This is a genomic window from Saccharopolyspora erythraea (assembly GCF_018141105.1).
GTDB classification, from domain to species: Bacteria; Actinomycetota; Actinomycetes; order Mycobacteriales; family Pseudonocardiaceae; genus Saccharopolyspora_D; species Saccharopolyspora_D erythraea_A.
On the sequence record NZ_CP054839.1, the window covers coordinates 4294349 to 4320151 of the forward strand.

Annotated in this window: 20 protein-coding genes; 18 read left to right on the plus strand and 2 right to left on the minus strand. The window is 71.2% G+C overall.

Going from position 1 to position 25803, the window contains the following annotated elements:
• Positions 1–150 precede the first annotated feature (150 nt).
• A complete protein-coding gene (locus tag HUO13_RS19290; RefSeq protein ID WP_211896528.1) occupies positions 151–2844 on the minus strand; it encodes a LuxR C-terminal-related transcriptional regulator in 2694 nt (897 codons plus the stop codon).
• A gap of 127 nt (positions 2845–2971) precedes the next feature.
• On the opposite strand from HUO13_RS19290, the gene HUO13_RS19295 reads away from it, so the two are divergent.
• The 18 genes from HUO13_RS19295 to HUO13_RS19380 all read left to right on the plus strand — a co-directional run bounded on the left by HUO13_RS19295 (position 2972) and on the right by HUO13_RS19380 (position 24194).
• Entirely contained in the window at positions 2972–3637 is a 666-nt protein-coding gene (locus HUO13_RS19295; protein ID WP_211896529.1) for an esterase/lipase family protein, read from the plus strand.
• Between the two features lie 395 nt (positions 3638–4032).
• Positions 4033–5388 (plus strand): cytochrome P450, encoded by a 1356-nt coding sequence (locus tag HUO13_RS19300; protein ID WP_249123867.1) that lies wholly within the window; start codon positions 4033–4035, stop codon positions 5386–5388.
• A 107-nt stretch (positions 5389–5495) separates the two neighbouring features.
• Complete coding sequence (locus tag HUO13_RS19305) at positions 5496–7415, plus strand: 2-oxoacid:acceptor oxidoreductase subunit alpha (protein WP_211896530.1); 1920 nt, start codon at positions 5496–5498, stop codon at positions 7413–7415.
• Positions 7412–8476, plus strand: coding sequence for a 2-oxoacid:ferredoxin oxidoreductase subunit beta (locus HUO13_RS19310; protein WP_211896531.1), 1065 nt, complete (start codon positions 7412–7414; stop codon positions 8474–8476). The genes HUO13_RS19305 and HUO13_RS19310 overlap by 4 nt, the downstream gene beginning before the upstream one ends.
• A 383-nt stretch (positions 8477–8859) precedes the next feature.
• The gene (locus HUO13_RS19315) at positions 8860–9813 is read left to right on the plus strand and encodes an erythromycin esterase family protein (RefSeq protein WP_211896532.1); all 954 of its coding nucleotides are present in this window, start codon (positions 8860–8862) and stop codon (positions 9811–9813) included.
• Between the two features lie 448 nt (positions 9814–10261).
• Complete coding sequence (locus HUO13_RS19320; RefSeq protein ID WP_211896533.1) at positions 10262–11008, plus strand: polysaccharide deacetylase family protein; 747 nt, start codon at positions 10262–10264, stop codon at positions 11006–11008.
• A 98-nt stretch (positions 11009–11106) separates the two neighbouring features.
• On the plus strand, positions 11107–12447 hold the full coding sequence (locus HUO13_RS19325) for a nucleotide sugar dehydrogenase (protein ID WP_211896534.1): 1341 nt from the start codon (positions 11107–11109) through the stop codon (positions 12445–12447).
• A gap of 15 nt (positions 12448–12462) precedes the next feature.
• Complete coding sequence (locus HUO13_RS19330) at positions 12463–13713, plus strand: carboxylate--amine ligase (protein WP_211896535.1); 1251 nt, start codon at positions 12463–12465, stop codon at positions 13711–13713.
• Positions 13710–14945 (plus strand): NAD(P)-binding domain-containing protein, encoded by a 1236-nt coding sequence (locus HUO13_RS19335; RefSeq protein ID WP_211896536.1) that lies wholly within the window; start codon positions 13710–13712, stop codon positions 14943–14945. The genes HUO13_RS19330 and HUO13_RS19335 overlap by 4 nt, the downstream gene beginning before the upstream one ends.
• The gene (locus tag HUO13_RS19340; protein WP_211896537.1) at positions 14942–16318 is read left to right on the plus strand and encodes a sugar transferase; all 1377 of its coding nucleotides are present in this window, start codon (positions 14942–14944) and stop codon (positions 16316–16318) included. Before HUO13_RS19335 ends, HUO13_RS19340 begins: the two co-directional genes overlap by 4 nt.
• Entirely contained in the window at positions 16315–17403 is a 1089-nt protein-coding gene (locus HUO13_RS19345) for a glycosyltransferase (protein ID WP_211896538.1), read from the plus strand. Before HUO13_RS19340 ends, HUO13_RS19345 begins: the two co-directional genes overlap by 4 nt.
• Positions 17400–18380: an NAD-dependent epimerase/dehydratase family protein gene (locus tag HUO13_RS19350; RefSeq protein WP_211896539.1), complete on the plus strand. Its 981-nt coding sequence runs from the start codon at positions 17400–17402 to the stop codon at positions 18378–18380. The genes HUO13_RS19345 and HUO13_RS19350 overlap by 4 nt, the downstream gene beginning before the upstream one ends.
• A gap of 10 nt (positions 18381–18390) precedes the next feature.
• Positions 18391–19548 carry a glycosyl hydrolase family 18 protein gene (locus HUO13_RS19355; RefSeq protein WP_211896540.1) on the plus strand — a complete coding sequence of 386 codons (1158 nt, stop codon included), beginning with the start codon at positions 18391–18393 and terminating at the stop codon, positions 19546–19548.
• Positions 19545–20867: a glycosyltransferase family 2 protein gene (locus HUO13_RS19360; protein ID WP_211896541.1), complete on the plus strand. Its 1323-nt coding sequence runs from the start codon at positions 19545–19547 to the stop codon at positions 20865–20867. Before HUO13_RS19355 ends, HUO13_RS19360 begins: the two co-directional genes overlap by 4 nt.
• 88 nt (positions 20868–20955) lie before the next feature.
• Positions 20956–21633, plus strand: a complete 678-nt coding sequence (locus tag HUO13_RS19365; RefSeq protein WP_211896542.1) for a LuxR C-terminal-related transcriptional regulator — start codon at positions 20956–20958, stop codon at positions 21631–21633.
• Positions 21630–22787, plus strand: coding sequence for a glycosyltransferase (locus HUO13_RS19370; protein WP_211896543.1), 1158 nt, complete (start codon positions 21630–21632; stop codon positions 22785–22787). The genes HUO13_RS19365 and HUO13_RS19370 overlap by 4 nt, the downstream gene beginning before the upstream one ends.
• Positions 22788–22876: 89 nt before the next feature.
• Positions 22877–23551, plus strand: a complete 675-nt coding sequence (locus HUO13_RS19375) for a sensor histidine kinase (RefSeq protein WP_211896544.1) — start codon at positions 22877–22879, stop codon at positions 23549–23551.
• Complete coding sequence (locus HUO13_RS19380) at positions 23529–24194, plus strand: response regulator (RefSeq protein ID WP_211896545.1); 666 nt, start codon at positions 23529–23531, stop codon at positions 24192–24194. Before HUO13_RS19375 ends, HUO13_RS19380 begins: the two co-directional genes overlap by 23 nt.
• Here the strand turns inward: HUO13_RS19380 and HUO13_RS19385 are convergent.
• A complete protein-coding gene (locus HUO13_RS19385; protein ID WP_211896546.1) occupies positions 24187–25728 on the minus strand; it encodes an acetolactate synthase large subunit in 1542 nt (513 codons plus the stop codon). The two genes, HUO13_RS19380 and HUO13_RS19385, sit on opposite strands and share 8 nt — an antisense overlap.
• Positions 25729–25803: the final 75 nt, after the last annotated feature.

A 25803-nucleotide genomic window follows, 5' to 3' on the forward strand; every position in this document is an offset into this window, starting at 1 on the left:
CTTCCAGGGTAGAACCGCGATCCCGGCCGGGCAGTCACCTCTCAGTAACGTTTCGGCGCGATTTTCGGGCATGTGGCCGGAAAAGTAAAAGAACTCAAAAAACGGCACAAAGGAAATGCATCGCCCGTCCGCCGTGGCCGGCCCGAACGGTCAGGGCAGCAGCCTGCTGAGCTGCACCCGCGACCTTATGCCGAGTGTGGCGAAGATGTTGCGCAGGTGGTGGTCGACGGTGCGCCGGCTGATGAACAGGCGGGCGGCGATCTCCCGGTTCGTGGCGCCCTCGGCGACGAGCCGGGCGATCTCGGCCTGCTTCGGGGTGAGCGCCTCCAGGCCCGTGCTCGCGGCGGCCCGCACCGGTGCGCCGACCGACCGCAACTGCGCGCTGGTGTGCTCGACCCAGTGCGGGACGCGGTACTGCTCGAAGATCCGCAACGCCTCGGCGAGGTGGTCCCTGGCGGCACGGGGCTTGCGCCTGCCGCGCAGCCACTGCGCGTAGAGCAGTTCGGTCTTGGCCAGCTCCAGCACCGTGCCGGCGTCCCGGTGCAGCCTGACGGCCTCCCTGAAGTGCCAGTCGGCGTCGGTGTCGTGTTCCGCCAGCAGGGCGTGGCAGCGGTGGGAGAGCGCGATGCGGGGCAGGCTGCCCGCGCTGTGCGCCCAGGCGTCGAACATCCGCAACGTCCGGTCGGCCGTCTCGCGGCGCCCGCAGCGGGCGGCGGCCTCGACGTAGTGCGGAGCAGCCATGGCGCGCATCGCGACGTTGCCGCGGCCGGAACCCGGCGCCATGGAGCTGAACCTGGCGAGGGCGTCGGTGTGCCTGCCGTGGGCGAGCTCGGCGCAGGCGATGGCCCACGAGCTCAGCGCACCGGTGCGCCCCAGGCCGCGCACGGCGATCTCCTCGGAGGTCGCATCGAGCCGCATCCGGGCGGTGTGCCGGTCGCCCTGCAGGGCCGCGACGAGCGTGAGGATGCTGAGATGGCTGATCGCGAAGTTGCGCTGACCGAGCGCGCGGGCGGTCCGCAGCCCCTCCAGCGCGCTGGCCTCCGCCGCGGCGTACCGGTCGAGCAGCAGCGCGGACAAGGACTGGTACACGCCCGCCCACGAAGCCAGCAGCGCGACCGGCTGCTCCCGTGACGAGGTCAGCGCCCTGGTCGCCATCCGCAGCGAGCCCTCCGCGTCGCCCAGCACGAACGCCGCCTGGCTCGCCCAGACGCTCGACGCGGTGTCGTCCACCGCCTCGGCCAGCCGCACCACACGCCGCAGGGAGGGAACCGCGGTCCCGTGCTCACCGCGGAAAGTCGCGGCCAGGCCGGCGAAGTGGTCGAGCATGAGCCGCACCTGCGGCCCGTCGGCGGGCGTGCGCAGTTCCTCGGCGCGCCGGGCATTGGCGTAGTAGGCGCGAAAGTCCCCGGCGGCGAAGTCGGCCTCACCGGCGAGCATGAGCGCGGTGAGCGCGAGCCGGCGATCGGTCCCGGCGAGTTCATCCGCCGCGCCGGTGAGGTTCCGGTCGGCGATGGCGGGCACCCCTTCGGCCAGCTCGATCGCGCCCCGCAGCAGCTGGGTCATCCCGCGCAGCCTGCGGGAGCGGATCAGCGGCGTGGCCCGCCGCAGCAGAGCGCGCGAGTGCCCCCGCCTTCCGGCCAGCCACGAGTCGCGTCCCGCCATGACCAGACGCAGGGCCCTGGTCTCGGCGTCGCCGGACAGCCGCGCGGCGCGCTCGTAGGTCCGTGCCGACACCGAGAAGTCGCCGGCCTGCCCTGCTTCCTCGGCGGCGTCGCCGAGTTCGTCGGCGAGGCCATCCGGCGTCCTCGGCGTCAAGGTGGCGCGGTGCCACAGCCACCGGGCGCGGTGCTGTCGTGCGTCGAGCACCTCGCTCAGCAGCCGGTGGGCCTCCCGGCGCAGCGACGGTGGTGCTTCGGCGCTGAGGGAGCTGCGGGTCAGTTCGTCAGGAGCGCGCACCCGGTCGCCGTCCACGACGAGCAAGCCCGACGCCTCGGCCTCGTCGAGCGCGCTCGGCGCCACGCGAGCGGCGGCGCGCATGAGCGTGCTCAGGTCGAGGTCCTCGTCGACCGCCGGGAGCAGGGCCAGCAGGCGCGCTTGCGCGGGCAGCCCTCGCAGGGACCTGTCCACCGCGGACCTGATCCGGCTGCCCGCCGGTGGTGCCGTCGGGCAGGGTTCGCTGCCGCCGAGCTGTTCGGGTGTCAGGTCGCCGGCGAGCTCGATGAGGGCGAGCGGGTTCCCGGACGCGAGCACCACGAGCTCGTCGGCCAGACCCTCCGGCAGCCCGTACGGGACGTGGTCGTCGAGCAGGCGCAGGCTGTCGGCCGGGCCGAGGGGTTCGAGCCGCAGCAGCGGCAGATCGGCCAGCTCGTCCGGGACGGTGACGGCTCCGGGGCCGAGTCCGGTGGTGAACAGCAGCACCAGGGGTGCGGTCTCGGCCCGGCGGGCGGCGAACGCCAGTGCCTCCAACGAGGCTCGGTCGAGGTGGTGCGCGTCGTCCACCCAGCACAGAACCGGCGAGTCACCGGAGAGTTCGACCAGTGCGCGGTGGGCGCGGTCCGGCCCGAGCTCGCAGTCCGGGAAAAGCCGCCGCAATCCGGCGAGCGGTGCTGCCGACTCCGGCTCGACGGCCCGGACGCCGCACTCGTGGAAGCCGGCGGCGTCCTGCCGGCCCGTGTCCAGCAACGCGGTCTTGCCCAGGCCGGTGCCCGCGGCCAGCACCAGTGCGCCGCCGCTGCCCGCACGCGCCCGTTCGAACAACTCACCCAGCGTCCGCAGTTCGCGGTCCCTGCCGCGCAACGCGAGCCGGCGGGAGGCACCGGCGATCCCGGCGTTGTCCTGCGGCATCGCAACAGTCTGTCGTGGTGGCCGGCACCGGACAAGCGACCGCCGGAACCGGCGATTTCGCCGATGTGGAGCAGTGCCGGACTGATCGAGACTCCCGGGTGTCCCACATTCCGAGCAAGGAGGCTCAATGCGCAGGACACTCGGCGGGGTGCTGGCGGCGCTCGCGCTGGCCACCGCGGGCCCGGTGGCGTCGGCGGACGACCGGGCGAGCACACCGGTCGTGTTCGTGCACGGCTACAGCGGCGCGGCGTGGAACTGGAACACCGCGCGGGACGTGTTCCGCCAGGCCGGCTACGGCGACGCGGAACTGTTCTCGTTCGAGTACGACTCCAACCAGTCCAACGAGCGCAGCGCGGCCGAGCTCGCCGCGTTCGTCGACCGGGTGCTCGCCGAGACCGGCGCACACGAGGTCGACATCGTCAACCACTCGATGGGCGCGCTGGTCAGCCGCTGGTACATCAAGGAGCTGGGCGGGGTGGACGAGGTCGGCCACTGGACGTCGCTGGCCGGCGCCAACCACGGCACCCACACGGCGAACCTGTGCCAGGCGTTCCCGTCGTGCCGGGAGATGCTGCCGGGCTCGGCCTTCGTCGAGCGGCTCAACTCCGGCGACGAGACGCCCGGCGACGTCGAGTACACGACGTGGTTCTCGCCCGCCGACGGTGTCATCGTGCCCTACACCAGCACCGCGGTGGAGGGCGCGCGGAACAACGAGGTGCCGGGGGTGAGCCACCTGGCCTTCCTGTCCAACGCCGCCATCCTGCGGCAGGTGGCGACGGGCCTGGCCGGTTGAGGCCGGTGCCGGGGCGCCGGGTCCCGGCCGCCCTGGCACCGCGGGCGTGTTTCCGCGCGGCTGCCCGCCGCCACGGCTGCTCTGGCGCCGCGGCGGCGTAGCGGCACGCCCCTGCTCGGCGGCTCGACCCGCTGGGCTGGGGCAGCCCGTGACCCTCCTGCACGGCTGCCGGACACCAGGAACGACTCAGGAACCACAGGAACCCCCAGCGCCACGGCTGCTCTTGCCGCCCTTGCCCGTTGGCCACCGGCACCAGCGACCGACGGCTCCCGGCGGTCCGGCGCCGCGGCCGCCGAACCGCCTCCGGCCGGCTCCGACGTCTCACATTGCGGGAGCGCACACGTCACTCGGTCGGCGTATACGGCGCTCAGTAAACACCCGTTACTCTCGCGACTATGACGGACATCACACCTGACGATTCTCCGCCGATGCTGTCGGGTGCAAGGCCGCTGGTCGGCCATGCCGGGGAGTTCATCAGGAATCCGGTCGCGATGGCCGAACGCAGTTACGCCGAATGCGGTGAGGCATTCTCGATCCGCATTCCGGGGCGGACCGCCCACATGTTCATCGGGTCAGAGCACAACCGTTTCTTCTTCTCCGAGACCGACCGCGGGCTGTCGATCAGGACCGCCTATCCGTTCTTCGTCCGGATGTTCGACCCCGCGTTCTACTTCTTCGCCGGAAACGACGAATACCGGCGGCAGCGCGCCCTGGTTCTGCCCCGTTTCCAGGGCAGGCAGCTGGAGAACTACGTGGCCACCATGGTGGACGAGGTGTACGACCTCGACCGCGCTCTCGGGAATTCCGGCGAGTTCGACCTGGTGGGCACGATGGGGCCGTTGGTGATGCGGATCGCGGCGCGCGCCTTTCTCGGCCGGGAGTTCTCCGCGCGGCTGGAGAACGGGTTCTTCGAGAAGTTCCGCCGGTTCTCCGCCGGGATGGATCCGGTCATGCCCGGCTGGCTCCCGCTGCCGCACCTGGTCCGCAGCCGGTCCGCCAAGCGCGAGCTGCACCGCCTGATGGGCGAGCTGATCCGGCAGCGGCGCCGGAGTCCCGTGGAGCCGGGCGATTTCCTGCAGACGCTCATCGAGGCCCGCTACGACGACGGCGAGGTCGTGCCGGACCGGGTGCTGATCAACCTGATCCTGTTGTTCAGCTGGGCGGGCCACGAGACGACCACCGGGCACATCAGCTGGGCGGTGATCGACCTGCTGCGGAATCCCGAAGCGCTGCGCAAGGTGGAGGAGGAGACGCACCGCGTGCTCGGTTCGCGCTCCTTCGGCGAACTGACTCTCTCCGACGTCGGGAAGCTCAAGTACCTCGGCCACGCGCTGCACGAGACCGAGCGCCTGCATCCGGTGGCATTCACGATGGCCAGAACCGCTGCCGAGACCTTCGAATACGCCGGGTACACGATTCCCGAGGGCGCGATGCTGATGATCTCGCCCGCGGTGACCCACCGGCTGGCCGGGCTCTATTCCGAGCCCGACCGATTCCGCCCGGAACGTTTCGAGGAGAATCCCAAGGACACCAGGTACCTGGTCGGTTTCGGTGGCGGGGTGCACCGCTGCCTCGGCGTGCATTTCGCCTACCTGGAGATGAGCATCGCGCTCGTTCACCTCTTCCGGAAATTCGAGTTCGAGCTGCTGGACCCGAATCCGCAACCCGTTCCCGGAGCCCACACGAAATGGCCGCAAGGTCCGTGCCGCGTCCGCTACGTGCGGCGGGCGGGGACCGGCTGCACAGCTTGATCGGCCCGCCCTACTCGCGGTAGGAACGCCGCCAAGGGCTGTATCGTCGCCCTTGGGATCGTCCGCGTGCGCGGACGTTGCCGGCACGGTGAAAGGGAACGGGTCAATTGGTGACGACGAACGGGCACCGGCCCTCGGACCAGCCGGGGCCGGATGCCGCCGCGGCCGGGGGGCGGGACATCCAGACGCAGAAGATGAACCGGGTGGTGATCCGGTTCGCCGGGGACTCCGGTGACGGCATGCAGCTCACCGGGGACCGCTTCACCTCGGAAGCCGCGGCCTACGGCAACGACCTGGCGACGCTGCCGAACTACCCGGCGGAGATCCGCGCTCCCGCCGGCACGCTGCCGGGCGTGTCGAGCTTCCAGCTGCACTTCGCCGACTACGACATCCTCACGCCGGGCGACCGCCCGGACGTGCTGGTCGCGATGAACCCGGCGGCGCTGAAGGCCAACATCGGCGACCTCCCGCACGGCGGGATCCTGATCGTCAACACCGACGAGTTCAACAAGCGCAACCTGACCAAGGTCGGCTACGAGACCGACCCGCTGGAGACCGAGGCGCTCTCGGCCTACACCGTGCACAAGGTGCCGATGGCCGAGCTGACCCGGGGCGCGGTCGAGCCGACCGGGCTCTCGCGCAAGGACGCCGAACGGGCGAAGAACATGTTCGCCCTGGGACTGCTGTCGTGGATGTACCACCGGCCGACCGAGGGCACCGAGCGCTACCTGCGGGAGAAGTTCGCCAAGAAGCCCCAGATCGCCGAGGCCAACGTGCTGGCCTTCCGCGCGGGCTGGAACTACGGCGAGACGACCGAGGCCTTCGCGGTGACCTACGAGGTCGCGCCCGCGACCCTGCCCAAGGGCACCTACCGCCAGATCACCGGCAACACCGCGCTGGCCTACGGCCTGGTGGCCGCCGGGCAGCGCAGCGAGCTGCCGGTGTTCCTGGGCAGCTACCCGATCACACCGGCCTCAGACGTGCTGCACGAGATGGCCAAGCACAAGAACTTCGGCGTGACCACGTTCCAGGCCGAGGACGAGATCGCAGGCGTCGGCGCCGCGCTGGGCGCCTCGTTCGGCGGCGCGCTGGGCGTGACCACGACCTCCGGCCCGGGCCTGGCGCTGAAGTCGGAGACGATCGGGCTGGCGGTGACGATGGAGCTGCCGCTGCTGATCTGCGACATCCAGCGCGGTGGTCCCTCGACCGGCCTGCCGACCAAGACCGAGCAGGCGGACCTGCTGCAGGCGCTCTACGGCCGCAACGGCGAGTCGCCGGTGCCGGTCATCGCGCCCCGCTCGCCCGCGGACTGCTTCGACGCCGCACTGGAGGCGGCCCGCATCGCGCTGACCTACCGGACCCCGGTGCTGCTGCTGTCCGACGGCGCCATCGCCAACGGCTCTGAGCCGTGGCTGGTGCCCGACGTGGCAGAGCTGCCGGACCTGTCCGTGCGCTTCGCGACCGGCCCGAACTCGCCGGACGGCCAGGAGTTCTGGCCCTACGTCCGCGACCCCGAGACGCTGGCGCGGGACTGGGCCGTGCCCGGCACGCCGGGCGCCGAGCACCGCATCGGCGGCCTGGAGAAGGCAGACGGCCCGGGCAACATCTCCTACGACCCGGACAACCACGACAAGATGGTCCGGCTGCGCCAGGCCAAGGTCGACGGCGTGCGGGTGCCCGACATCGAGGTCGACGACCCCTCCGGCGAGGCCCGCGTGCTCGCGCTGGGCTGGGGCTCGTCCTACGGCCCGATCGGGGCCGCGTGCCGCCGGGTGCGCGCCGAGGGCATGCCGATCGCACAGGCGCACCTGCGACACCTCAACCCGATGCCGGGTAACCTCGGGGAGGTGCTGCGCCGGTACGACCGGGTCATCGTGCCGGAGATGAACCTCGGGCAGCTCGCCATGCTGCTCCGCTCCCGCTACCTGGTGGACGTCATCAGCCACACCAAGGTCGCGGGGCTTCCGTTCCGAGCCGAGGAGCTGCAGAACGTGCTCACCGACGTCGTTCAGGGGGTGTCCGCGTGACCACGACGGACCTGGGCTTTCCCGCCCTCGGGGGCCTGGCGGGGGTGCCGGTCTCCGACGAGAAGCAGTCGGCCAAGGACTACAAGTCGGACCAGGAGGTCCGGTGGTGCCCCGGTTGCGGCGACTACATCGTCCTCAACGCGGTGCAGAGCTTCATGCCGACGCTGGGCCTCAAGCGCGAGAACATCGTGTTCGTCTCGGGCATCGGCTGCTCCAGCCGGTTCCCGTACTACATGAACACCTACGGGATGCACTCCATCCACGGCCGGGCGCCCGCGATCGCCACCGGGCTCGCGACCGCGCGGCCGGACCTGTCGGTGTGGGTGGTCACCGGTGACGGCGACGCGCTCTCCATCGGAGGCAACCACCTGATCCACGCGCTGAGGCGCAACGTCAACCTCAAGATCCTGCTGTTCAACAACCGGATCTACGGGCTGACCAAGGGCCAGTACTCGCCCACCAGCGAGGTCGGCAAGGTCACCAAGTCGACCCCGGCGGGCTCGCTGGACCACCCGTTCAACCCGGTCTCGCTGGCGCTGGGCGCGGAGGCGAGCTTCGTGGCCCGCACGGTCGACTCCGACCGCGCGCACGTGACCGAGACGCTGCGCGCGGCGGCCGAGCACCGGGGCAGCGCGCTGGTGGAGATCTACCAGAACTGCCCGATCTTCAACGACGGCGCGTTCGACGTCCTCAAGGACAACGAGGAGAAGCAGCGCCGGATCATCCCGCTCGAGCACGGTGAGCCGATCGTCTTCGGACCGCAGGACGAGCGGCTGGCGGTGGTCCGCGACGGCGGCGGTGACTTCCGGGTCACCAAGCTGTCCGAAGTGGACGAGTCCGATGTGGTGGTGCACGACGCCGAGCGGGAGGACCCGTCGCAGGCGTTCGCGCTGTCGCGCCTGGGCGCTCAGGACCTCGACCCGACGGTCACCGGCGTCTTCCGCTCGGTCCAGCGCGCGACCTACGACGACCTGGCGCGGGCGCAGGTCGCCGAGGCCGCGCACAACCACCCGCCCAACCTCCAGGGGCTGCTCACCGGCCGGGACACCTGGACGATCTGAGTCGCTGACCTCGCGGGCCCCGGGATGCGTTCCCGGGGCCCGCGAGGTGGTTCCAGAGGTGGTTTTACGTGGCGGTTCCGGTGGCGGAACCTCAGTCGTCCTCTGGCTCCGGGATCATTTTCTGCCGTGTCACCCATCGAGCCGCTGGCTTTCCGGGCTTGGTACTCCAGCCGTAGATGGCGATCTGGCTGATCAGGTGAGCGGACACGCGACAGTCGTCACGTCGCGTGCTTGTTGTGTGCCGGTTGGCGGCTTGGCCCTAGGGCCGGTGGCTGCGTTGGCTTGACCTCAACCTTGGTTCATGTCTGAGGCTGCTTGTGCGGCGTTGGCCGCGACCAGGGAAGCGTCCCGGAACCGATCACTCTGATCAAGGAGGTCTGGCCATGACCGAAACGGTGACCCAGTGGATCAGGCATCACGCCCATCGCCTCCCCGTATTCGATCCCGAAGCCCCGATTACCGATCTCCTGCCACTGGCCGACATCGTGCGCGATGCCAAGGTCGTAGCCCTCGGTGCCTCGACCCGTCAGGCCCACGAACTGTCCGCCCTCTCGCACAGGATCGTCCGGTTGCTGGTCGAGGAACTGGGATTCCGTTCACTTGCCCTGGAAGGGGACGACCCGTCAAGAGTCGGACTCGATGAGTACATCAGAACTGGGACGGGGGACCCGCGGGTGTTGTTGGCTGAGGCCCGGTCCTTCTGGCAGACCGAGGAGATCCTCGACGTCATCCGCTGGATGCGCTCCTTCAACCATCGGCACCCCGATGACCCGGTTCGGTTCGCCGGGGCCGTCCACTCTCCTCAGGGCTCGGCTTCCCTGCTCGATGGCCTCGCCGGCATCGAACTGAGTCTGGCCGAGAGCACGATCCGGTGGCATGAACAAACTGCGGACAAGATCGTCTACTGGGGTGGCCTTGCGCACACCGCCAACGGCAATCCGCGGACCGTCTCTCCCTCGTCGCCGCCGATGACGCACCGGAACGCGGGCAGTTACCTCCGCGAGCATTTCGGGGCCGGTTATGCATCCATCGGCCTGACCTTCCACCACGGCATGGCTCCCTACCCTGTTCCGCCCCCGCCAGTGGAGTTCGCTGACGCGGTCTTGGGAGGCACTGGACTGGACGCCTACCTTCTGGACCTGCACGCCGATGGCCCACCCTCTGTGCGGACCTGGCTCGACACGCCGACCAAGACGCGCCTGATCGGCCCTCACCACGATCCCGATGACAACGCCGCTCACCACCTTTCCGGTGGATCGCTCGCAGAGTGGTTCGATGCCATCCTCCACACACAAGAGGTCACCTCGGTCCGTTTCCTCTCTTCCGCAAAGAGTTGACACGCCCACCGGCCGACCCCCGACGAACTGATCCCGCTGACCTGCAACGAGATTCAGCACCTGTTCACCAGCCTGGCCATCCAGCCTGTCCACGACGCAGCCCACCGGCTTCGCTGGTCCCACTGGCGACGCCGTCATCGAGCCCTTGCCCGCATCGGCCACTGCCGACGACAAACAGCCCAAAACAGATGAAGATCATCATCTACGGCGGCAGTATCAGGGCAGCTCGTCCACGGAACGGGAACGGCACTACTGGCGCGTCTTGGTAGCCCGGCGGACGGGGTAGCCCAGAGCCTCGTAGACCCGAAGCCGCATCCCTGAATCGGCTGCGCGCACGCCTTCTCGTGCCGATGCGGTAGCGGGGTTACCCCGTCGACCCGATCCGCCCGTCCCCTTCGCATGCCTACGGTTCCGGCGTGACCCGGAGCCGAGGGGGGACGGCGTAGCCATGGCCTGGACCTTGCAGGAGCAGATCGCGGCCCCATCGGGGCGCGCTCTGCCATACGTGCTGATGTACCACTCGGTCGCCGAGTACGCACAGGACCCCTACCGGGTGACGGTGGACCCCGCCCGGTTCGAGCGGCAGCTGCGGTGGCTGGAGCGCCGCGGGCTGCGGGGCGTGTCGATGGGCGAGCTGATGGCGGCCGGCGACCCGCGCGGTCTGGTCGGCCTGACCTTCGACGACGGCTACCAGGACTTCATGCACCACGTCGTGCCCGCCCTGCGGCGGCACGGCTTCACCGCGACCGTGTTCGTCATCGCCGGCAGGCTCGGCGGCAGCAACGTCTGGGACCCGGACGGGCCCCGCAAGCCGTTGATGACCTCCGAGCAGGTCGAGCAGGCCGTCCTGGCCGGGATGGAGATCGGCTCGCACGGCATGCTGCACCGCCGTCTGTCCGAACTGGACGACGACGAGCTGGTGGAGGAGGTGGCGGGCAGCCGCGAGGTGCTGCGCGCCCTGTCCGGCCAGGACGTCGGCGGTTTCTGCTACCCCTACGGGGACCTGAGCCGGCGGGTGCGCGACGCGGTGCGCGACTGCGGCTACGACTACGGGTGCGCGATCTGGTCTTCGCCGCTGACCGGCAGGCACGCGCTCCCGCGCACCTACGTCGGCGACAGCGACGGCCACCTCAGGCTGCTGGCCAAGCGGGTCCGCCACGAGATGGGGGTAACCGAACTCCTGTCATTTCGGTAGTCGCGCTAACCCCGTTGGAGGAGGGCCGCGGCAGCCGCGGGTGCGACGGTTCTCGTAGCCGGATTCAGGTGAACGCGCGCAACGAACTGGGAGGGATCGTGACCGCAAGCCCACTCGCCCTGGCCGTCAACGGCAGGGAGCACCAGCTCTTCGAACGGCTGGTCCCGTTCATCGAGCGCAACGGCCACGTCGGCGAACCCGTCGCGGTAGTCGGTCTGGGTTACGTCGGACTGCCCACGGCCTACTCGCTCGCGGCGTGCGGGGCGCGGGTCACCGGTCTGGACACCAGTGCGCGGCGGCTGAGCGAGATCCGGGCCGGCGAGGTCGACCTGCCGGAAGCCCAACGGCGCGGACTGGCCGAGGTGCTGGAGTCGGGTTCGCTGCGGGTCTCGGACAACACGGCGGTGCTCACCGAGGCCGACACGGTCATCGTGTGCGTGCCCACGCCCGTCGACGAGGACCGCACACCCGACCTCGCGGCGCTGCGGGCGGCGTGCGAGAGCGTCGTCTCCCACGTGCGCAAGGGTCAGACGATCATCCTGACCTCCACCACGTTCGTCGGCACCACGCGGATGCTGCTGGTGGAACCGCTGCGCGAACGGGGGCTGCGGGTGGGCACCGACGTGCACGTGGCCTTCAGCCCGGAGCGCATCGACCCGGGCAACCTCGACCACACCCAGCGGGAGACCCCGCGCATCGTCGGCGGCGTCACCAGGACCTGCGCGGAGCGGGCGGCGCGCGTCATCGGGCGGACCACCGACTCGGTGTACCTGGTCGGATCGCCCGAGTCGGCGGAGCTGACCAAGCTCTACGAGAACATCTTCCGAGCGGTGAACCTGGCGCTGGCCAACGAGATCGCCGACGTCTGCCGCGACCTGGACCTCGATCCCGTCGAGGTCACCATCGCCGCCGGGACCAAGCCCTACGGGTTCCTCGGCAGCTTCCCCGGTCCCGGCGTGGGCGGGCACTGCATCCCGTGCGATCCGCACTACCTGCTGTGGCAGCTGCGCGAGCACGGCGTGCGGGTGCCGCTGATCGAGCAGGCGATGCGCTCGATCGAGCACCGGCCGGACCAGGTCGTGCGCCGGGTCCTGGAGGAGCTGGTCGACGCGGCCGTGCCGCCCCGCGGCGCGCGGGTGCTGATCGCCGGTGTCAGCTACAAGGCCGGTGTGCGAGACCTTCGCGAGTCGCCCGCGTTGCCGATCATCTCCGGCCTGCGCCGTGCGGGGGTCCACGTCTCCTACTACGACCCGCTGATCCCCGAAGTGGTGCTGGAGGACGGGACGAGGTTGCAGAGCGCCCCGGCGGGCCAGGACTGCGACCTGGTCCTCATGCACACCGTCCACCCCGGACTCGACTACGGGTGGGCCACGCGTTGCCCGCTGGTGCTGGACGCGACCTACCAGTTCGACGCCGCCGCCCACCGCCGGGTCGTGTGAGGGGGAATCGACCAGATGGGCAGGCACCACGGCCGTCTCAGCGGCCTCGACACCTCGACCCCCGCGGTGGTCTTCAAGCTCGACCCCAACGTCATGCACCACGGTGGGCTCGGACTGATCCGCAGCCTCGGGCGCGCAGGCGTGCCGATGTACGCGGTGCAGGAGCACCGGTACGCGCCGGCCGCGCATTCGCGCTACGTGCGGGGCCACTGGGTGTGGCGGCCCGACGGCCAGGACGTCGATGGGGTGCTGCGGGGGCTGCGCGGCATCGCCGAGCGGATCGGGCGCACCGCGGTGCTGTTCCCGACCGACGACGCCGGTGCGATCTTCCTCGCCGAGCACGGGAACTCGCTGCGGGAGTGGTTCAGCTTCCCGCAGCCGCCGCACGACCTGCCGCGCCTGCTCGCGGGCAAGTACACGATGTACCGGCTGTGCCAGGCGCTCGGCGTGCCGTGCGCGCAGGCGACCATGGTGGGAAGTCCCGGCGAGGCGGGGGAGTTCGCCGACCGCTTCGGGTTCCCGGTGGTGGTCAAGCTCCCGACGCCGTGGCGAAACGGGGCCGGGCGGCGCAGCACGACCATCGTGCACGACCGGGCCGAGCTCGCCGAGCTGTGCAGGCTGCCCGGCGACCAGCGGCTGATGCTGCAGGAGTACCTGCCGGGCGGCACCGGGCACGACTGGTTCTTCCACGGCTACTGCGACGCCGAAGCGCGGTGCACCGCATCGTTCGTGGGCACCAAGGAGCGGTCCTACCCGGCCCACGCCGGGCTGACCAGCCTCGGCCGCTGGGCCGAGAACGACGAGCTGCACCGGCACGCGACCGATCTGCTGCACCGGCTGGACTTCCGCGGCATCGTGGACCTGGATTTCCGCTGGGACGAAAGGGACGGCCAGTACAAGCTGCTGGACTTCAACCCCCGTCTCGGCGCCCAGTTCCGGTTGTTCGAGGACAGCGCGGGCGTGGACGTCGCGCTGGCGGCCTACCTGGACCTGACCGGGCAGGCCGCGCCCGCGGGAACGGCGGTTCCCGGCAGGCGCTTCCTGGTCGAGAACTACGACCCGATAGCCGCGCTGCGCTACTGGCGCGACGGGCGGCTCGGGCTGCGCTCGTGGGCCGACTCGGTCCGCGCGGTGGACGAGACCGCGTGGTACGCGCGCGACGACCTCACACCGTTCGCGTTGATGTGCCTGTGGATGGGCGCACGCGCGGCGACTCGCCCTTTGCGGCGGCTGCAATTTCGCCCGGGAAAGGAGAAGAAGGTATGAACGACAACGACCTCGTCGACGTCGCCATCGTCGGCGCCGGGCCGTATGGGCTGTCGCTGGCCGCGCACCTGCGCGCCAACGGGGTGTCCTACCGGCAGTTCGGCGTCCCGATGGGGCTGTGGCGCACGGCGATGCCACGCGGCATGTACCTGAAGTCGCAGGGGTTCGCCTCCAACCTGTCCGATCCGGACGGGACGCACTCGCTGCGCAACTTCTGCCGCGACACCGGCCGGACCTACGCCGACTACGGGGTTCCGGTGTCGCTGGACACCTTCGTCTCCTACGGCGAGTGGTTCCGGCTCGACAGGGGGCTGGAGATCGACGAGCGGCTGGTCACCGACGTGCGCAGGCGTGACGAGCACTTCGACCTGACCCTGGCCGACGGTGAGCAGGTCCGCGCCCGCAACGTGGTGGTGGCAGCCGGTGTCGAGCACTTCGCCCGCCTGCCCGAGGTGCTGGACGACCTGCCGACCGAGCTGTGCACGCACAGCTCCGAGCACACCGACCTCAGCGTGTTCCAGGACCGGGAGGTGATCGTCGTCGGGGCCGGGCAGTCGGCTCTGGAGACGGCGGCGCTGCTGCACGAGCACGGGGCGCGCACGCAGATGCTCGTGCGTGCCGGCCAACTGGTGTGGAACGGGCGGCCGCTGCTGCCCGACCGCCCGTTGCTGCAGCGCATGCGGGAACCCGAAGCCGGTCTCGGCTCGGGGCTCTCCACCTGGTTCTACTCCGAGCACCCGCGGGTGTTCCGGCGGCTGCCGAAGCAGACCAGGGTCTACCGGGCGCGCACCGCGCTGGGGCCCGCGGGTGCCTGGTGGCTGCGTGAACGCGTCGAGGGCAAGTTCCCGGTCCGGCTGTCCCACGGCATCGACTGGGCGGTCCAGGACGGGCACCGCGTCCGGCTCGGGGTGCGGGCCAACGGGCACGGCCGGCGGGAGTTCGAGGCCGACCACGTCATCGGTGCGACCGGCTACCCGCCCAGCCTGGCGCGGCTGTCGTTCCTGGGACCGCAACTGCGTTCGCGGCTGAGCACGCTCGCCGGCACACCGCGCGTGGGCCGCGACTTCCAGTCGTCGGTCCCCGGCCTGTTCTTCGTCGGTGCCGTCGTGGCCCCGGAGCACGGACCGGTCATGCGCTTCGTCTACGGGGCCGACTACGCGGTGCGGCAGGTCAGCGGGCGGCTTTCGGCGCTGCGCTCCCGCCGCATGGCGGTGGGAGGCGTCGGTAGATGAGCGCGCCCGGCCTGCGATCCGAGCACGGCGGCTTCACCGCCGCGCTGCCCTCGCTCACCCGCGAGCACCCGTGCGACGCGCGGTTCACGCGGGTGGTGAAGGGGTCGGCGCTGCCGGTCACCGATCTGGTGGCGGTGGTGGCGACCGCGGTGCTCGCGCAGGTCGCGGCGCCGGCCGGGGCCGCCTACGGGTTGGCGGTCCTGGCCGTGCTCGCCGGTCAGGGCCAGCACCGGCCGCGGATCTGCCTGCGGGTGTCCGACCAGGCCCCCCGCATCGCGGTGGCGGCTTTGCTGCCGATGGCGGTGCTGCTGCCGTGGACCGCTCCGGGAGCGGCCGTGCTGCTCGCACTGCTCACCACGAGCGCGCTGGTCGCCGCCCGCGGCGCCGTGTACGGGCTGCTGCGCGCGGCCCACCGGCGCGGCAGGCTGGTCGAACCGGCGCTGGTCGTCGGGAACGGGGAAGAGGCCGCCCGGATCGCCGCGCTCCTGGCCGGGCACCCGGAGTACGGGTTGCGCCCGGCGGGCCGGGTCGCGGTGGACGGTTTCCGGGCGGTGAGGGGGCTACCCGTTCTCGGCGGCATCACCGACCTGGCCGCGGTGATCGCGCGGTACCGCATCGCGCGAGTGCTGGTCTGCGCACCGGAAGGAGACGACGGGGCACTGGTGAACGCGGTGCGCGCGTGCCGGTCGGCGGGCGTGGACTTCTGCCTGGTGCCCAGGCCCGGCGAGCTGGGGCTGGCGGTGCCGCGGGCGTGCCTCGACGAGATCTGGGGCGTCGTGCTGGTGCCGCTGCGCAGGCCGAACCTGTTGTCGGTGGTGGCCAAACGCGCCTTCGACCTGGTCGTGGGCACGGTGCTGCTGGTGCTGCTCGCGCCGGTGCTGCTGGTGCTGGCCGGGATCGTGCGCGGCTGCGGCAAGGCCACGACGTTCTTCTGCCAGTGGCGGGTCAGCAGGACAGGGCGGCTGGTCCGGGTGGTCAAGCTGCGGACGCTGGTCGACACCGGGGAGAAGTGGGCGGTCGCCGCCGACCAGTGCACCGCGCTCGGGCGGTGGCTGCGCGCGACGCATCTCGACGAGCTGCCGCAGCTGGTCAACGTGCTGCGCGGGGAGATGTCGCTGGTGGGCCCCAGGCCCGAGCGGCCCTGCTACGCCAAGCGCTTCGCCGGGGAGATCCCGCACTACGCCGACCGGCACCGGATGCCAGGCGGCATGACGGGATGGGCGCAGGTCCACGGCCTGCACGGGGACACCTCGATCCCGGACCGCGCGCGTTTCGACAACCAGTACATCGAGTACTGGTCGCTGTGGACGGACCTGGTGGTCGTGGCCCGCACGGTCGCGATCGTCGCAAGAGCCATGGGAGGACGACGGTGAAGGTTCTGCACGTGATCACGGGACTCGGGGTCGGCGGAGCCGAGCTCCAGCTCCGGTCGGTACTCCAGCACACCAGGCACGACTCCGACGTGGTCGCGCTGTACAACCCGGGAGACGTCGCCGACATGATCCGCTCCGACGGGGTGCGGGTCCGCGACCTCGGCATGACCAGCAACACCCAGCTCGGCGCGGTCCTCAGGCTGCGCGAGCTGATCCGCGACGAGCGCTACGACGTGGTGCACACCCACCTCTACCGGGCTTGCGTGTACGGGCGCCTGGCGGCCCGGATGGCCGGCACGAAGGTGGTGGTGACCACCGAGCACTCCATCGGCGAGACCCACCTCGAACGGCGCCGCATGACGATGGGCGTGCGGGCGCTGTACCTGGGCACCGACCTGTGCTCGGACGCGACGATCGCGGTGTCGGACACCGTCGCGACCCGGTTGGTGAACTGGGGCGTGCGGCCGCGCAAGATCACCGTGATCCCCAACGGCGTGGACTTCGGCCGGGTGCGCTTCGACCCGGAGGCCAGAGCGCGGGTGCGTGCCGAGCAGGGCATCGAGCCGGACGCCTTCGTGGTCGGGGTGCTGGGCAGGCTCGACCCGAACAAGCGGTTCAACCTCGTCATCGACGCGATGGCACCGCTGGTGGACCAGCACACCAAGCTGCTGATCGTCGGTGACGGCGCCGACCGCGAGCGGCTGGAGAACCTGGTGCGGGCGCACGGTATCGAGGATCACGTCATCTTCGCGGGTGAGCGGCACGACGTCGCGGCGATGCTGTCGTCGCTGGACCTGTTCGTGGCTTCCTCCGCGCAGGAGACCTTCGGGCTGTCGGTGCTCGAGGCGCTGGCCAACGGCATGCCCGCGCTCTACACCACCTGCCCGGCCATGGACGGCATCGACACCGACCGCGCCCGCCAGGTGCCCGGGGACCCCGAGCGCATGCGCGCCGAGATCGCGCGCGAGATCGGCGAACGCAGGGCTCGCGCCGACGTCCCCGAGATCCGCCGCCGGTACGGCATCGAGGCCGTGACCGGTCGCATCGACGACCTGTACGCACGACTGCGGGAGGCCCAGCGATGAAGGCACTGGTCACCGGCGCGGCCGGGTTCATCGGTTCGCACCTGACCGAGCAACTGCTCGCCGAGGGGCACAGCGTCGTCGGGCTCGACGACCTGAGCACCGGCCGGTTCGACAACCTGCCCGACGCGGGCGAGTTCGAACTGGTCAACGGCAGCGTCATGGACCGCGGCCTGGTCGACGAGCTGACGTCCGAAGTGGATGTCGTCTTCCACCTCGCGGCGGCGGTCGGCGCGTTCGTCATCCAGGAGCGGACGATCCGCAGCCTGCTCACCAACATCCACGGCACCGAGAACGTGCTCGACGCGGCGCTGCGCTACAACGCCCGGCTGCTGCTGGCCTCCACCAGCGAGATCTACGGCAAGAACCCGAAGGTCGGGCTGAGCGAGGGCGACGACCGCGTCATCGGCTCGCCGCTGATGTCGCGCTGGACCTACTCGGAGGCCAAGGCCATCGACGAGAGCCTGACCCACGCCTACGTGCGCGAGCTGGGACTGCGCGCGGTGATCGTGCGGCTGTTCAACACGGTCGGACCGCGCCAGACCGGGCGCTACGGCATGGTCATCCCCCGGATGGTCAACCAGGCGCTGCAGGGCAGGCCGCTGACGATCTTCGGCACCGGCAGGCAGGTCCGCTGCTTCTGCCACGTCGACGACGTGGTGCCCGCGCTGGTCGAGCTCGTGCAGCTGGACAAGGCGCGCGGGAGCGCGGTGAACCTGGGCAGCGGCGAGCAGGTCTCGATCGCCGAGCTGGCCGGGCGCATCATCGAGATGACCGGCTCGTCCAGCGACACCGTGCGGGTGCCCTACGAGCAGGCGTACGGACCCGGCTACGAGGACATGCAGCGGCGGGTGCCGGACTGTTCCCGGGCCCGGGATCTCATCGGTTTCGAGCCGTCCAGAACGCTGGACGACATCATCCGCGCCGTGATCGCCGAGCAGACGCGATCCCGGCAGGTGCCCGCGGTCGCGGCGGAATGAGGTCGGGCCGATGGCGAACAACACGACGAGGCCACGGCGCAAGTCGGTGGCCGCGCAACCGGTCGCCGCCCTGCGGCGCAGGGCGGGATCGGTGTGGTTCCTGGCGCTGATCGGGTGCGCGATGGTGCTGGCCGCGGTGATGGCGGTGCCAAGACCCGCGCCCGTGGTGCCCTCGGGAACCGTGGTGGTGGCGTCGCTGCCGTTCTGGAACCTCGGGAACGGCACGGCGACCGTGGTGCAGAACCGCACCGCGGTCAACGAGGTGTCGCCGTGGATGTACGGCCTCGGCGACGACGGCAGGCTGACCATCCAGTACTCGCCCGCGCAGGCCACCGAGGTCGCCGGGCACCTCCAGCGGCTGCGCGAGGCGCAGATCCCCATCGTGCCGTCGCTGGCCAACATCACCGAGGGGAACTGGTCCTACGAACCGGTGGCGCGGATGCTGCACGACCCGGATCTGATGCGCCGCCACGTGTTCGAGATCGTCGAGCTGGTCAAGCGCGAGAACTACGCCGGCATCGACATCGACTACGAGAACCTGCGCGCGGGCGACCGCGAGCAGTTCACCCGGTTCGTCACGGACCTGGGGCGGGCACTGCACGCGGAAGGCAAGACGCTGTCGGTCGCGGTGTTCGCCAAGACCTCCGACGCCGGCTACGACGAGCGCAACGTCGCGCAGGACTACGTCGCGATCGGCCAAGTGGCCGACCAGGTCCGGCTGATGGGATACGACTTCCACTGGGGGACCTCGCGACCAGGTCCGGTCGCTCCGGTCGGCTGGATCCGGGACGTGCTGAGCTACGCCACCAGCGTGGTGCCCAAGGAGCGCATCGTGCTCGGCGTCCCGCTCTACGGCTACGACTGGGTCGACGGTCAGGGGACCTCGGTGACGTGGCTGCAGGCCTTCAGACTCGCGACCGAGCACAAGGTGCCGACGTTCTACGACGCCCGCACCCAGTCGCCCTGGTTCGCATACACCGACGCGCAGGGACGGCGGCACGAGGTGTGGTTCGAGAACACCGCCAGTTCCAAGGCGAAGTTCGAAGCCGCTCGCGGAGCCGGGATCCGCGGCGTCTACCTGTGGATGTACGGCTATGAGGACACCGGCACCTGGCCAGAACTGAGGGCCAGCCTCCCGGTGACGAAATCACGGGGGAGGAACGGATGATTCCGTGGTGGTTGCTGGCCATTGTGGTCTTCGGGACCAACTTCACGCTGTGGGGCGTGATCGGGCTCCTGCGGCTGCTCGACAGCTCGACGTGGGGCTGGTGGTCCAGGAGCAGGGCACCCGCGCCGGTGGACCTCGACGTGAGCGACGTGGCGGTGCTCATCCCGGCGCACAACGAGGAGGAGGTCATCGTCGACAGCCTGAACGCGATCACCTCGCTGGTGCCCAGGCAGAACGTGCACGTGATCTCCGATGGCTCGACGGACCGCACGGTGGAGCTGGCCCGGCGCTGCGGGGTGAACGTGATCAGCACGGCCACCAACGTGGGCAAGGCCGGCGCGCTGCAGCAGGCGATCCGGCGTTTCCGGCTCGTCGAGAGGTTCGAGGTCGTGATGCTGCTCGACGCCGACACCCACGTCGAGCCCGGGTACTTCCAGGCCGCGCTGCCGCTGTTCGCCGATCCGGGCGTCGTCGCGGTCGCCGGGTGCGTGCGCTCCACCACCGATGACAAGAGGCTCTCGCAGGTGGGCAGGCTGGTGGCCCACCACCGCCAGCGCATCTACACCATGACCCAGTACCTGCTGAAGTTCGGCCAGACCTGGCGCCGGGTCAACGCGACCCACATCGTGCCCGGGTTCGCCAGCCTGTACCGGACCGCGGTGCTGCCCGAGATCGAGGTGAACCCGCCGGGTCTGGTGATCGAGGACTTCAACATGACTTTCGAGGTCTACCAGAAGGGCCTGGGCAAGGTGGGATTCACGCCGTCGGCGGTCGCGGTGACCCAGGAACCGGGCACGTTCAAGGACTACGTGCGCCAGAGCAAGCGGTGGTCGCTCGGCCTGTGGCAGACCGTCCGGCTGCACCCGCCGAAGGCGAACCTGTTCACCGCGATGCTGGGGCTGCTGCTCCTGGAGCTGCTGAGCAGCAGCATCATGATCGTGCTCCTGCCGCTGCTGCTGGCACTGCTGGTGATCCCGGATCTGTTCGGCTCGGTGGCGCATCTGCCGGTGATCGGCGAGGTCCACGCCGCGGTCGCGGCGCACCTGAGCCTGCCGGTGATGCTGTTCGGCATCGTGCTGCCCGACCTGCTGCTGACGTGCCTGGTGGCGCTGATCCAGCGCCGGCCGCGGTTCCTGCTCTACGCACCCGTCTTCCTGTTCATGCGGGTGCTGGACGCGGCGATCTCGCTGTACGCGCTGCCGCAGGCCTGGCTGGCGCGTTCTACGGGGCGGTGGAGCAGCCCCGGGCGCAGGCCGGTCGACGCCACGCCGCAACCGCAGCAGGTGCAGGAGCCGGAGCCGGACCTGCGGGCCGGCTGACGATTCACGGTCACTCGGCCGTGTACATGAGACGGAACTCCTGCGTTCGCACGAGGACGTGGCGCGTCGGGGGCGGGATCGTTGGGCGGTGAACTTCGTGCGGCTGCTCATGGTGGACGACCACCTCATGCTCACCGAGGCGTTGAGCGTCCGGTTGTCGACGGTGCCGGACCTGTGGTTGGTGGGCCGGTGCGAGTTGGAGGACCCCCGGTTGCCGGAGATGGTGCGCAGGCTGCGGCCGGACGTCATCACCGTCGACGTCGAACCGGTGGGCACGCGCGGCGGGGAGCTGGTCCGCCTGCTCAGGAAGGAACGTCCGCAGGTGCACGTCGTCGTGCTCACCGGACGCCACGATCCCGAGCAGGCGGTGGAGGCGGCCCGGGCCGGCGTGCAGGCATGGGTGTCGAAGGAGTCCGGTGTGGACGAGCTGACCGCGGTCCTGCGCGGGGTGTGCGCGGGCCACGGCTGGTATCCGCCCGAACTGCTCGGCACCGTCCTGCGCGAGCTGCGGGAGGACGCGGTCCGGGCCACCGAGCGGACCGGGCCGCTGGACTGCCTCAGCGACCGCGAACGCGACGTGCTGCAGGGCATGGTGGCCGGCAAGCGCGGCAGCCGGATCGCCGAGGAGCTGCGGATCTCCACCGAGACCGTGCGCACCCACACCCGCAGCATCCTGGCCAAGCTGCACGTGCACAGCCAGCTCGAGGCGGTCAGCGTGGCCACCTCGGCGGGGATGCGCCCCCACGGCTCGAGGCCGATGCGGTGAGCCGCAGGCTGCGGGTCGCCGCGGTCGTCACCCGGCTGGAAGGCGGCGCGGGCGAGATGGTCCTGCGTGGAGCGCGGGCGCTGGACCCCGCGGAGTACGAGGTGACGATCGTGGCGGGCAGCGGTGGCCGGCTGCTGCGCGAGGCCGGCGCCGCCGGGCTCGAGACCGTGCTGGTTCCGGGGCTGCGCGCGCCGATCGCACCGCACGCCGACGTGCTCGCCCTGGCTGGGCTGGTCCGGCTCCTGGCGAGGCGGAGGTTCGACGTCGTGCACACCAACTGCGCGAAGGCGGGCACGCTCGGCCGGATCGCGGCGCGCCGCACGGGCGTGCCCCGGGTCGTGCACACCTACCACGGCTTCCCCTTCCACGAGTTCCAACGGGTGACACGCCGGGCTACCTATGTCGCCGTCGAACGAGCGCTCGGCCGCATCACCGACCTGTCACTGTGCGTAGGCACCGGAGTCGCCGTCGAGGCACTGCGGAGGCGGCTCGTACCTCCGGAACGCGTTCGCACGATCGGCGTAGCCGTGGCCCCCGGTCCGGTGCTCACCCCGCAGTCGCGACACGACGCGCGCCGCGCGCTGCGGCTGCCGCCGGACGTGCCCGTCGTCGGAACAGTGGCGCGGCTGACTTACCAGAAGGCTCCGGACGACTTCGTCGAAGCCCTGCGCGCCTTGCGTCCCCGGGGCGTGGTCGGCGTATGGGTCGGAGGGGGAGAGCTCGCGGGTGAGGCACGCGACCTCGCCGTGCGGGCAGGGGTGCCCCTGGTCTTCACCGGTGACCGGGCCGACGCGGTGGACCTGCTGCCCGCGTTCGACGTCTTCGCCATGTCCAGCAGGTACGAGGGACTGCCGCTGGCCGTCGTCGAGGCCATGCGCTGCGGGATCCCGGTGGCGGCCACGGCCGTGAACGCCGTCGGAGACGTCGTGGTGCCGGGCGAGACCGGACTGCTGGCTCCTCCCGGGCGGCCCGAGCTGCTGGCGGCGGCCGTCGCACGCCTGCTCGACGAGCCGTGCGAGGCGCTGCGAATGACGCGGGCGGCAGCCGCGGGGATCGCGGGCAGGCACGACTCGGCTGCGCTCGCGGAGGCGTTGGGGGACGCATACGGTGGCTCGCGGACTCCCGCCGCCGACCGGGTCATGCACGTGGAGTAGCCGGAACACCCCTCGCGCACGAGTCCCGCAACGCGGCCCAACGTCATCCCGACAGTCCAGATGACGGGATGCCGGACGAAGGAGCGGCTTTGCATCGGGAATCTGCGTGGAAGTGGGGGCGCGCGGAGCCACCCGAGGTCCAGGGACTGCTGCACGACCTGGGCAGGGGGCTGGCGACGTTGTCGTACCTGAGGGAGGGGATGGACGCCGAGGCGTCGCTGTCCGGCAGCGTGCGGCACCGGCTGCGGCTCATGGAGCGCGAACTGGCGAGGCTCGCGGAGCTGGTCGAGGTCCAGCCCGCCGCCTCCGAGGTGTTCGACGTCCGCGAGCTGGTGGCCGAACTGGTGTCGGTCACGCGGTTGTCGGCGCCGGCCGAGGTCGGGTTGCGGCCGGGTGAGCCGTGCATGCTGCGCAGCGACCGCACCGCGATGTGGCGGATGCTGGCCAACCTGGTCGAGAACGCCGTGCGGGCCGCGGGAGCCGACGGCACCGTCGAGGTCGCGGTGTCCCGGCGCGAGTCGGGCGGTGTCGTGGTGGAGGTCGCCGACGACGGTCCCGGCTTCGGCCGGGGCCCCAGCGGCAAGGCCTCGCTGGGACTTGCGATCGTCCATGACCTGGCCGGCGCGTGCGGGGCGCGGCTGCGCATCGACTCGCCGCCGCAGGGCGGCACGCGGGTCGTGGTCGTCTTCGGCGCCCGGCAGGGCCCGTCGTGGAGGCGACGCCGACGGGAAGGGGGATGCGATGGTCGATCTGGTGCTCGGTGACGACCACGCGATATTCGTGGACGCGCTGGTGGGCGCGCTTCCGGAAAACGATTTCCGCGTGGTGGGCACGGCGAGCAGCATCGAGGACACGCTGGCCGCGGTGCGCTCGCACCAGCCGGACGTGTGCCTGCTGGACCGGCACTTCGCCGACGGCGACGGGCTGACGGTGGTCGAGAGGATCACCGAGGGGCGCACGAAGGTCCTCGTGCTCACCGCCGACGGCGACGTGCAGGGCATGCGCGACGCGCTGGGGCGGGGCGCGACCGGATACGTGAACAAGATGTGCGGTCTGTCCGTGCTGGCCGCCGCGATCCGCGCGGTGGTCGACGGCGAGGTGGTGGTCGAGCTGGCGGCGTCCCGGGCGCCGAAGCTGCGCGGCACGACCGACGCGCGACGGCTGGCCTCGCACCTCACCGCGCGCGAGCGGCAGTGCCTGGAGCTGCTCGTCGAAGGTGCGCAGACCCGTGCGATGGCGAGGGGGCTGGGGGTGTCCTCGACCACCGTGCGGACCCACGTGCAGTCGATCCTGACCAAGCTGGGGGTGCATTCCCGGCTGGAGGCGGCGTCCTTCGCACTGCGGCACTCTCTGCTCGACCAGCCACCGGAACCGGAGGTGACCAGGCTACGCACGGCCGTCAGATGACGGCCTCCACCAGGTGTGGGCCGGGCTCGCGGCTCGCCTGGCGCAGGGCGTCCAGCAGTTGCACGCCCGTGGTGGCCCGGACCGCCGGGACGCCGAAGCCCGCGGCGAGCGCGGTCCAGTCGGGTGCGGGGTCGCCGAGGGCGGTCATGCCCGCGGCGGCCGGCCCCGGCCGGTCCACCCCGGCGCGGCTCAGCTCCGCCTCCAGGATGCGGTAGCGGGAGTTCGAGCAGATCACGGTGGTGACGTCCAGCCGCTGCCTGGCCTGGGTCCACAGCCCCTGCAACGTGTAGAGGGCGCTGCCGTCGGCCTGGAAGTCGATCACGTGCCGATCCGGGCACGCGACCGCCGCACCGGTGGCGGCCGGGATGCCCATGCCGATCGCGCCGCCGGTGAGCGTGATCTCGGTGTGACGGGGCGCGGCGGCGGCCAGGCCCGGGTACGCCCCGGACGAGGAGACGCCTTCGTTGACCACGATCGCGCCTTGCGGCTGGGTGAGCACGATCGCCGCCGCGATCGCCGAGGACGTCAGATCTCCTTGTGGCGCGCGCACTTCCGGGCGCTGCGAGGCGGGCAGTCGCGCATCGGTGCCGCCGGTGGCGCCGGCGAGGGCGTCGAGCGCCGCCGCGGCGTCCTGCCCCGGCTCGGCGAGCGTGTGCAACTGCGTGCCCTCCGGCACCAGGACGCTGGGCATGCCTTCGTAGCCGAAGAACGCCACCGGTGCGGGTGTGCCCACCAGCACCAGGTGCGAGAAGCCTTCGAGGCTGCCCAGGACGTCCTCGGGGAAGTAGGGCAGCGAGCGCAGCGGCGGCACGTCCGGGCCCCGCTCGATGCGGGCGGGCGAACGCTCCGCGAGGACCTCGCCGCCGACCGCCGCGGCGATGCGCGCGGCCGTGCGGATCCCGTCGGCGCTCAGCGCGTTCCCGCCGAGCAGCAGCGCCGGGCGCTCTCCGGAGGCGAGGACCTTGGCGACCGAGTCGACCTGCTCCTGCCCGACCTCGGCCGGACCGGGAGCAGGCGGGACGTCGGCGGTCGTGCCGCCCTCGCTCCACATGTGGTCGGCCGCGGCGATCAGCGTGGCGGGCAGCCGGTCCCGGAGGGCCGCCTGGCGCGCCTCGACGAACTCGGCCCCCGCCGACCGCGCGGACGTGGTCCGTCCGACCCAGCCCGAGACCGGCGCCGCGAGCGACTCGATGTCGCTGGCCAGCGGTGCGTCGGCGGACTGGTGCCAGGTGGCGTGCTCCCCGACGACGTTGATCACCGGGGTGCGGGCGCGGCGCGCGTTGTGCAGGTTGGCGATGCCGTTGGCGAAACCCGGGCCCAGGTGCAGCAGCGTCATGGCGGGCACCCCGGCCATCCGCGTGTAGCCGTCGGCGGCACCGGTCACCACGCCCTCGGACAGGCCGAGCACGGTGCGGATGCCCGGCACCGCGTCGAAGGCTTCCACGAGCGGCATCTCGGTCGTGCCCGGATTGGCGAAGCACACCCGCACGCCCGCCTCGATCGCCGTGGCCAGCAGGCCTTCCGCACCCTTCACGACCGCTCCTTCCCGTCGACAGCCCGCAGACATGCTCTCCGGAACCGGGCGAGCAGACAAGGTCCTACCTTTCGG

What these genes read in the sequence shown, in the direction of transcription:
- HUO13_RS19290 (WP_211896528.1), bottom strand. Translation starts at nt 2,844, where the DNA reads ATGCCGCAGGACAACGCCGGGATCGCCGGTGCCTCCCGCCGGCTCGCG.
- HUO13_RS19295 (WP_211896529.1), top strand. Translation starts at nt 2,972, where the DNA reads ATGCGCAGGACACTCGGCGGGGTGCTGGCGGCGCTCGCGCTGGCCACC.
- HUO13_RS19300 (WP_249123867.1), top strand. Translation starts at nt 4,033, where the DNA reads ATGACGGACATCACACCTGACGATTCTCCGCCGATGCTGTCGGGTGCA.
- HUO13_RS19315 (WP_211896532.1), top strand. Translation starts at nt 8,860, where the DNA reads ATGACCGAAACGGTGACCCAGTGGATCAGGCATCACGCCCATCGCCTC.
- HUO13_RS19320 (WP_211896533.1), top strand. Translation starts at nt 10,262, where the DNA reads ATGGCCTGGACCTTGCAGGAGCAGATCGCGGCCCCATCGGGGCGCGCT.
- HUO13_RS19330 (WP_211896535.1), top strand. Translation starts at nt 12,463, where the DNA reads ATGGGCAGGCACCACGGCCGTCTCAGCGGCCTCGACACCTCGACCCCC.
- HUO13_RS19335 (WP_211896536.1), top strand. Translation starts at nt 13,710, where the DNA reads ATGAACGACAACGACCTCGTCGACGTCGCCATCGTCGGCGCCGGGCCG.
- HUO13_RS19340 (WP_211896537.1), top strand. Translation starts at nt 14,942, where the DNA reads ATGAGCGCGCCCGGCCTGCGATCCGAGCACGGCGGCTTCACCGCCGCG.
- HUO13_RS19350 (WP_211896539.1), top strand. Translation starts at nt 17,400, where the DNA reads ATGAAGGCACTGGTCACCGGCGCGGCCGGGTTCATCGGTTCGCACCTG.
- HUO13_RS19355 (WP_211896540.1), top strand. Translation starts at nt 18,391, where the DNA reads ATGGCGAACAACACGACGAGGCCACGGCGCAAGTCGGTGGCCGCGCAA.
- HUO13_RS19360 (WP_211896541.1), top strand. Translation starts at nt 19,545, where the DNA reads ATGATTCCGTGGTGGTTGCTGGCCATTGTGGTCTTCGGGACCAACTTC.
- HUO13_RS19380 (WP_211896545.1), top strand. Translation starts at nt 23,529, where the DNA reads ATGGTCGATCTGGTGCTCGGTGACGACCACGCGATATTCGTGGACGCG.